Here is an 8,486-nt window from a genome sequence, read left to right as displayed (position 1 = left end):
GATTTGATCAACAACGCCCCTCCGATAGAGAAAACTGATAATTTGGCTTTTGCGCTAGCATCAACATCAGTGCTTTCTTTTACTTGGATTGCTATATCAAATTTAATAGTTTGCTTTGGTGGCTTTTCAGGGTGTACATCAAAACCAACATCAATAAACGTTGCATGAGGATTAACAGTGCCACCTAACGAAGAAACCTCTTGAGCAGCATCATTCACGCCTTTTACTATCTGTACTAACGTCTCTTTAATATACTCATCTAACTGCATCATTTAACTCGATTCATCACGCTTATCAAAGTATCATAATACCAATATAGAACTGCAGTTGCATAACATTATTCTTTTGAGATTTATGAGTTTTTGATACTCTAAATTGAAAGCAGAGCAGGGGGATGTGGTCGCTAATAGCTAGGTCAAACTTACCCTGAGATACATCAAAGGCATAGACCCTACTTCGGCAACAGATAGCGGGTGCTTCGTCCGCCAGAACCAGATTTAACTAAGCAGCCATGCTCAATCAAAGCGTTCAAATGACGTGTTGCTGTGGCACTACTCACCTTTGCTACTTTCTGATATTGGCTGGCATTGATACCTTCTGAAAAATCACCATCGAGCATCCTATTCAGCACTTTTACTTGCTCTGCTGTAAGCTTGGTTTGGTCGATGCTGCGCCAATAGTTGGTCTTATATACAGTTTGGTCGACCTCAGCGAAAACCCCTGTAAACGTCTCGTCTAACGTATCTAAGAACCACATCAACCATTCGCTAATATCGAGTCCCCCTTTCTGGGTTCGCTCCAATATCTCGTAGTAATGCTTGCGGTTAGCGAGAATCCCCACCGACATCGCATAGAAGCGTACCGACTGCTGCTCGGCCTGTGCTAACGCCAAGTCGGTCAACAATCGAGTAAGACGGCCATTACCATCATCTAACGGGTGTAAAGTGATAAACCAAAGGTGGGTTATCGCAGCTCTCAGTAACGGATCGAGTGATTCATCGGTAAGTGAATCATTAAACCATTTGATAAATGTATCTAGCTCAGCATCAAGAATGTCTCGGCTAGGCGCTTCAAAATGTACGGTCGGACGGTCAATTCTTCCCGATACCACTTGCATGGGAGTGTCGCCTCTTAGCTGACCTCCGACTACAGGGTTAAACATGGTGTAGCCTTGAGGAAACAGTCTATCGTGCCAATGTAAGATCCTATCAAGCGCTAGTGGCTCTGTTAGGTTCTGCACCGCATCCAACATAATTTCAGCTAGGCCATCGGTTTGTTCTGTCGTTGGAAAAGGTCGATCTTCACTGACACCGAGTTTATTGGCTAAAGAAGACCGGACCGAGAAAGCATTAAGCTTTTCTCCCTCAATCGCACTGGAATGGACTATGTTCGCTAATAAGGTGTCGAGCATGGTTTGGGATTGATCTGCCGACTGTGAGGTAATCTTGCCCAATAGAATGCCCTGATTAAGCCGTACTTCTCTTAACCTCACGCCTATTTTCTGATTATCCCAAACAAAGTTTGGCCAATTATCTTGCTGCCAAATCCACATATTACGCCCCATGATGCGAAAGTATCACTTATTCAACTCATACTATGAGCTGTTTAAGGCAATTATTCAACTCACATTATGAGCCGAATAATGAGTTAATCGCATCACAGAGGTTGCAAGAGTAACTTCTAACCTACAAAACTATTCACTCACCGCGAACACATCGCAGCGTGAGGCGCAGATGAAATCATTCTTGTGCAGGCCTTTGATTGAGTGGCTCCACCAAGTGACGGTGACTTTGCCCCACTCCAATAAGATCGAAGGATGATGGAACTCTTCTTCTGCCAATTCTGACACTTTGTTGCTGAATGCCCACGCTTGTTTGTAGTTCTTAAACTTAAACACTTTCTCAAGCTGCGGGATGCCGTCTCTTTCGATGATCTGCCAGTCTGACAACTCCAACAGTAAAGATTGTTGTTCATCTTCACTTAGGGCAATCGCGTCGATACTGCAGGCTTCGCATTTTTGTTCATTCAACATGTGTTGGTTCCTTGGGTTCAAAAAGTGGTGGTAGTAACCCCGCATCGATGGCGAGATCAGCTTGCTGTAATAGGTTTTCCTGACTGATTTTAAAGAGCTCAGATAGCTCGTCGATCACGTAATATTTCGGCTGCATGATGTCGATACGATAAGGAGTTCTTAACACCGTTTGCAGATCGAACCGCTCTCGAACTGCCAAATCACCACCCAATGCATACATGGTTTCCGCCGGAGACGAGAGAATACCACCGCCATAAATTTTCAGTTTTTGTCCCTCTTTTACTAAACCGAACTCAACCGTAAACCAATACAAACGGGCCAGATAAGCGCGCTGTTTAGATGTTGCGGCTTGGCCTAATTTTCCATAGTGCTCAGTAAAAGCCGCGAAATCGGCATTGGTGAGCATGGCACAGTGGCCGAAAATTTCATGAAAGAAATCAGGTTCTTGTAAGTAATCGAACTCGTCTCGCGTTCTCAGAAATGTCGCAACTGGGAATTTCTTATTGGCGAGCAAATCAAAGAATCGGTCGAAATCGATCAATGCAGGCACAGGCTGAACTTGCCAACCGGTTGTTTCCATTAGCACTTTATTTATCTCTGGCAGCTGGGGAACTCTGTCTAATGGTAGATCCAGCAAGGTCAAACCGTGCAAATAAGCATCGCATGCGCGGTCACTAATGACGTCCAGTTGCCTTTTCACCAAGTCGTGCCAAATGGCATCTTCTTCGAGGCTCCACTCAACCCATCCCTCTTGGCTCACGGGCTTAGAATGATATTGAGTCATTACACACCTCCTTTCGAATGTCTCACTTTAAGCCTATCTCCACTCCTTATAAGCGCCAATTTGCGCGATTTTTCGAAACAAGCGATCGTGTAACATTTTATTTACACAATTCCGCCAGACACTTATTTTGCTGAACTTTTGACTTTGTAAAACCTAAATACCAGACTGAAAACGTTAACTTTTTGTTAAAGGTAAAGGAATGCACGAAAGCAATAAGCCCATTTGGCAGCCAAGCGAGCAGCGTATCGCCGATGCCAACTTAACCCGATTTATCGATAGCCTTGAACAGTCTGGGTTAAACCTAGATAGGGACGTAAAAAGCTACACCGAACTCCATCAATGGTCTGTGGAACATCCGGAATCATTTTGGCAAAACGTATGGCAGTTTTGTGGAGTAGTCGGCTCACAAGACTCTATTAACAAGGCAGAAAGCGAGACCATCAAAGCTCAAGGTGGGAGCCGCTGGCAGCAGCCTAAATCGAACCGTGATGCGGTTTGGTTTCCCAATGCACAAGTAAACTACGCCGAGAACTTGCTGCGTTTGGCACACACCATGCCTGATGAGCTTGCGATTTGGTTTGAGAATGAACGTGGCGAACAACAGAGTTATACATGGGAAACCCTGTGTGAAGCTGTCTCTAGTGTTCAGCAATGGCTTGTCGATAGCGGAGTGAAACAAGGTGATATAGTTGCTGCGTATACTCCCTACCTGCCACAAACCGTGATAGCCATGCTAGCCGCCACCAGCTTGGGCGCGATTTGGACATCGACCTCGCCTGATTTTGGAGTAGAGAGTGTGATTGAGCGATTCGGACAGGTGAAACCTAAGGTGCTGTTCACCTGTGACGGTTACACCTTCAATGGCAAAACGTTCGATATGGCGGGCAAGAACCGTGAAATCATCGAACACTTAAACGAATTAAAACAGGTGTGTGAGATCGGTTATTTGAAACCGAGTAATGACTTAGAGAAGAGCGATTTAGAGAAGAAAAAAGTTGAACATGATGTGTCGATTCTAAGCTGGCACAGCATCATTAATCACTATCAGACAAAACCTCTTCGATTTACTCGTGTCGGCTTCAATGAACCGTTGTTTGTACTCTACTCTTCCGGCACCACAGGCAAACCCAAATGTATAGTGCATTCTGTCGGTGGCACTACCATCAACCACCTAAAAGAGCATCAGCTTCATTGCGATATTAAACCAAGAGATCGCGTGTTCTACTACACCACTTGTGGTTGGATGATGTGGAACTGGCACGTATCTGCGCTCGCCAGCGGTGCTTGTTTGGTTATCTTTGATGGTAGCCCGGTTTACCCGCAACCTAACGTTCTATGGGATTTAGCGCAGCGTGCTGACGTATCGACATTTGGCACCTCAGCCAAGTACATAGAAGCGATTGAGAAAGCCGAACTCTCACCAATCGACAGCCACTCTCTGCCTCAATTAAGAACACTGTGCTCGACGGGTTCTGTGCTTTACCCAGAGCAGTTCGATTACGTTTACAAGCACATCAAGCAAGACCTGCATTTAGCGTCGATTTCTGGCGGCACGGATATTTGTGGCTGCTTTGTTTTGGGTAACCCAATCTCGCCTGTGTATCGCGGTGAGTGCCAACAGGCCGGGCTCGGCGTCGACATCAAGGTGTTCAATTCGTCTGGTCAAAAGGTCGATCACGAACGTGGCGAATTAGTATGCACCAACTCCCTACCCAACTTCCCCGCTGGCTTTTGGAATGACACCGGAGAGCGCTATCACAGCACCTATTGGGATAGGTTCGACAATGTGTGGCATCACGGTGATGAAGTCGCACAGAGCGAACATGGCGGCTACCTGTTCTACGGGCGAGGCGACACCACACTCAACCCCGGTGGCGTGCGAATTGGTACGGCCGAAATCTATCAGCAAGTGAACACCATTGACGGCATCATCGATTCGATAGCAGTCGGTAAAAACATCGACCGCAATGAACAGGTATGGCTGTTTGTTCAGCTGCAGCAAGGTGTGAGTTTAGATGAAAAGTTACTGACAGCCATCAAAAGCAAACTCAAATCCTCTTGTTCGCCAAGACACGTGCCAAGCCAGATATTTGCGATCAGCGATGTGCCAAAAACACGATCTGGCAAACTGGTGGAGTTGGCTGTGAAACAGGTGATCAATGGCAAAAATGTAGAAAACCTCGGGGCTATCGCTAACGCCGAGGTTTTGGAAGAGATAAAGAGTGTTGTTTCGCTTTAGTGTTGAGCCTTAGAAAGTGGCTAACTATCTCCGATTTTCATTTGGCTGTCAGATAACACCTAGAGTAAAGGCAGCCGATTGAAAACCGAATCGAAGCCACTATTAAAGCTCATGAACCCTCTCATCAGTTTGGCTTCGTGCCTTTTCTAAAGCTCTTAATGCGATCTGCTCATCATATTTAAAACAAAAATAGAAAATTAATCATTTTATAGCCAGAGATAATATTCACTAAAGACGAATCATTCATACCAAAAAAGCCTCCACCGCTAGATTGTATCCAAGCTTATGGATATTTAATCGAATTGCAATAACTCCTATTTCCACAGCTCCATTTCTAGTGAAATAATAATTTGATAACTATCACATTTAGGACGATTATTTTCCCATACTATCTCGGTATGTTAATTACTTAAGAGTGATTAAAAACTTAGTCACTGTTATTAATAAGCTTGAATTTAATTAGAAACAAGCGGTTAATCCCTACGTAAAATAAAATCATTATTAAATGATCGGAGACATTATCATGCGCATAGTATTAGCTTTAGGCGGTAACGCTCTTTTAGCAAGAGGCCAAGCATTAACGGCTGAAAACCAACGTGAAAATATAATCAAATCAGCGGCGAGTATTGCCGCGATCGCACGCGAGCATGAGATTGTTATCGTTCATGGTAATGGCCCACAAGTAGGTTTGTTGATGGAACAAAACGCGGCTTATAACGAATATTCGCCTGAGACGACCCCGTATCCAATGGATGTACTCGGCTCTCAAACCTGTGGCATGGTGGGCTATATGTTACAGCAAGAACTAAGAAACATTGACCCTGAATTAGACGTAGCGACGCTAGTCACGCAAACTGAAGTATGCAAAAAAGACCCTGCGTTTGCTAACCCAACTAAATTTGTTGGCCCTGTATATACAGAGCAACGAGCTAAAGAGTTAATGGCTCAAAGCACAATGCAGTTTAAAGCTGATGGCGAGTATTACCGTCGCGTTGTGCCTTCTCCTATGCCAAAAAGCATTGTTGAAATTCAGCAAATTGAAACTCTTCTAGATACAGAAAACCTTGTTATCGCTTGTGGCGGCGGTGGTGTTCCCGTGAGTATTGAGCATGGTAAGAGTACTGGCGTAGAGTGCGTAATTGACAAAGACCTTACGGCTGAATTACTGGCTGAAAAAATCCATGCCGACTTATTTATTATCTTAACCGATGGTTCGATTTTCCGTAACTATGGTAAAGAAGACCAAGCAGAAATGAAGCAAGCAACGCCTGCTGGTTTAGCAGAATTTTCATTCCCTGCTGGTTCTATGGGGCCAAAAATTGATGCCGTTTGTAAGTTCGTTGAAGCTGGATTGGGTAATGCGGCGATTGGTTCATTATTTGATTTAGATAAAATAATTACCAATGAAGCTGGTACTCTGATTACTAAAGGTGAAGGTATTTTTTATTATTAATATTATCGAATGATAATCACCACTAATATAAAACCTTGGGGTAAAGCCTTTTAATTAATAACAAGGCTTTTTATTAAATCCATATTAGTTCTAAACGAGATAAATATTCACACACTAACTGTATTTAATATATTTAATGTTGGAAACCGCTTCTTTCAAGAAGCGGTTTTGGTAGCGTAAGGGAAAAGTATTTGCGTTTACATCAGTGAATCTACATGGACTCATTCGCATCCGCTTGATTCTCTGGCATCGCCTCAATAAAAGCAGGTAACTGATTGCACGCTTCGACAATTGAGTTAATCAGCGGATAAGGCGACATATCAACGCCAAAGCGCAGCGCATTATACACCTGTGGCACCAAGCAAATATCGACAATGCATGGTGAATCGGTGAGGCTATAAACTGAATCAGCGTATGTTTGACGATGCTTAGAAAGCTTCTCTTCTAGTGCACGGAAACCTTGGCTCATCCAGTGATGAAGCCAAGCCATTTTCGCCTCTTGCTCGCACGACAATTCTCGCTCCAAATACTGCAACACGCGTAGGTTATTGAGAGGATGGATTTCCATCGCAATATCCTGAGCCATTGCCAACGCTTGATAACGCAGCGGCACTTGCTCTGGAATGAGCGAGGTGTCTGGGCTGTTCTCACACATATAGTGTTCATCTAGATATTGAAGAATAACCAACGACTGATTGAGTTGAACTTCACCATCCACCAGCACGGGCACTAATTCACTGGCATTGAGTTCGCGATATTGTGGATCATGCTGCTTGCCGCCATTACGCACCAAATGGACCGATTTCGACTCATAGTTGAGTTGCTTTAGGTTCAATCCAATACGCACTCGATAGGCCGCGGATGAGCGCCAGTAACCGTAAAGTATAATGTTATTGTTCAAGATGCTCTCGCTCATACTGAAACCCTATTATGTGGGTTATAACGCTCGATATTGGCTAACTTTTTGGTCAATCGCACCAAAAATGGAATCACCCGCCGTATCAAACATCTCTAGGCGAATCGAGTCGCCAAACGACATGAATTGAGTCGAAGGTTTGCCATCGCGAATCGTCTCAATCATGCGCACCTCGGCAATGCATGAATAGCCCACGCCGCCCTCGGTAATTGAGGTGCCGTGGTCAGTGCCTTGCTTATTCGATACCGTGCCTGAACCGATAATAGCCCCCGCCGACAGTGGACGAGTCTTCGCAGCATGGACTACTAGTTCAGCAAAGTTGAAAGTCATATCGACGCCCGCATTCGGGCAACCAAAAGGCTGGTCGTTGTAGGTCGATATCAGCGGTAAATGCACCTTACTGCCTTTCCACTGTTCACCTAGCTCATCAGGCGTAACGGCAACCGGGGAAAACGCTGAAGAGGGCTTAGACTGGAAGAAACCAAAGCCCTTGGCGAGCTCTGCTGGAATCAAGCCACGCAGCGACACATCGTTCACCAACATCAGCAGACGAATCGAATCGTGCGCTTGCTTAGCACTAGCACCCATTGGCACATCTCCGGTGACAACCGCGACTTCACCCTCGAAATCGATGCCCCACTCGTCGCTGGCAAATTCGATATTGTCACGAGGGCCGATAAACGCATCTGAGCCTCCTTGATACATTAATGGATCAACCCAGAAGCTTTCTGGCATTTCAGCACCACGCGCCTTACGCACCAGTTCAACATGGTTTACATAAGCACTGCCATCAGCCCATTGATATGCGCGTGGCAGAGGTGATTCACAATACTGAGATGCAAACACTTCACTGCCAGTCACATGCCCGTTGTTTAACGAGGTGTATAACTCTTCTAACTGAGAAGCCACGCTGTCCCAGTTATCCAATGCTACCTGCATGGTTGGCGCTAGATGCATCGCATGGAAAATTTCGGTGGCAGCTACACATTGTTTAAGATCTTTACTTACGACCATCAATAGACCGTCGCGAGTGCCATTTTTCTTGGTTGCTAATTTCATCCT

At 45.0% G+C, this 8,486-nt stretch carries 8 protein-coding genes; 2 read left to right on the top strand and 6 right to left on the bottom strand.

The features are described from left to right. The 4 genes from AB4623_RS05395 to phhA form a co-directional block, all read right to left on the bottom strand. On the bottom strand, positions 1-272 hold a 272-nt coding region (locus AB4623_RS05395), incomplete at its 3' end, for a hypothetical protein (RefSeq protein ID WP_372145902.1). 179 nt (positions 273-451) lie between these two features. After that, positions 452-1,552: a Fic family protein gene (locus tag AB4623_RS05390; RefSeq protein WP_372145900.1), complete on the bottom strand. Its 1,101-nt coding sequence runs from the start codon at positions 1,550-1,552 to the stop codon at positions 452-454. Between the two features lie 141 nt (positions 1,553-1,693). Continuing rightward, the gene (locus tag AB4623_RS05385; RefSeq protein ID WP_017066731.1) at positions 1,694-2,032 is read right to left on the bottom strand and encodes a 4a-hydroxytetrahydrobiopterin dehydratase; all 339 of its coding nucleotides are present in this window, start codon (positions 2,030-2,032) and stop codon (positions 1,694-1,696) included. Continuing rightward, the gene (phhA, locus tag AB4623_RS05380; RefSeq protein WP_372145898.1) at positions 2,022-2,816 is read right to left on the bottom strand and encodes a phenylalanine 4-monooxygenase; all 795 of its coding nucleotides are present in this window, start codon (positions 2,814-2,816) and stop codon (positions 2,022-2,024) included. The genes AB4623_RS05385 and phhA overlap by 11 nt, the downstream gene beginning before the upstream one ends. A gap of 199 nt (positions 2,817-3,015) precedes the next feature. On the opposite strand from phhA, the gene AB4623_RS05375 reads away from it, so the two are divergent. Then, positions 3,016-5,055: an acetoacetate--CoA ligase gene (locus AB4623_RS05375; protein WP_102332319.1), complete on the top strand. Its 2,040-nt coding sequence runs from the start codon at positions 3,016-3,018 to the stop codon at positions 5,053-5,055. Between the two features lie 523 nt (positions 5,056-5,578). Further along, complete coding sequence (locus tag AB4623_RS05370) at positions 5,579-6,508, top strand: carbamate kinase (protein ID WP_371724785.1); 930 nt, start codon at positions 5,579-5,581, stop codon at positions 6,506-6,508. Between the two features lie 211 nt (positions 6,509-6,719). On the opposite strand, the gene maiA is transcribed toward AB4623_RS05370, so the two are convergent. Together maiA and AB4623_RS05360 are read right to left on the bottom strand one after the other, a co-directional pair. Beyond that, positions 6,720-7,424, bottom strand: coding sequence for a maleylacetoacetate isomerase (gene maiA / locus AB4623_RS05365; RefSeq protein ID WP_372145896.1), 705 nt, complete (start codon positions 7,422-7,424; stop codon positions 6,720-6,722). 21 nt (positions 7,425-7,445) lie between these two features. Then, positions 7,446-8,483: a fumarylacetoacetate hydrolase family protein gene (locus AB4623_RS05360; RefSeq protein ID WP_372145894.1), complete on the bottom strand. Its 1,038-nt coding sequence runs from the start codon at positions 8,481-8,483 to the stop codon at positions 7,446-7,448. Positions 8,484-8,486 lie beyond the last annotated feature (3 nt).

Origin of the sequence: Vibrio sp. 10N.222.52.C12 (assembly GCF_041474215.1) — a bacterium.
Classification (GTDB): Bacteria; Pseudomonadota; Gammaproteobacteria; order Enterobacterales; family Vibrionaceae; genus Vibrio; species Vibrio crassostreae_C.
This window is presented reverse-complemented; position numbering and strand designations above follow the sequence as displayed.

Bases quoted from the DNA above. Each gene is read 5' to 3' on its own strand.
- AB4623_RS05390 (WP_372145900.1), bottom strand. From the start codon at position 1,552: ATGTGGATTTGGCAGCAAGATAATTGGCCAAACTTTGTTTGGGATAAT.
- AB4623_RS05370 (WP_371724785.1), top strand. From the start codon at position 5,579: ATGCGCATAGTATTAGCTTTAGGCGGTAACGCTCTTTTAGCAAGAGGC.
- AB4623_RS05385 (WP_017066731.1), bottom strand. From the start codon at position 2,032: ATGTTGAATGAACAAAAATGCGAAGCCTGCAGTATCGACGCGATTGCC.
- AB4623_RS05375 (WP_102332319.1), top strand. From the start codon at position 3,016: ATGCACGAAAGCAATAAGCCCATTTGGCAGCCAAGCGAGCAGCGTATC.
- AB4623_RS05360 (WP_372145894.1), bottom strand. From the start codon at position 8,483: ATGAAATTAGCAACCAAGAAAAATGGCACTCGCGACGGTCTATTGATG.
- maiA (WP_372145896.1), bottom strand. From the start codon at position 7,424: ATGAGCGAGAGCATCTTGAACAATAACATTATACTTTACGGTTACTGG.
- phhA (WP_372145898.1), bottom strand. From the start codon at position 2,816: ATGACTCAATATCATTCTAAGCCCGTGAGCCAAGAGGGATGGGTTGAG.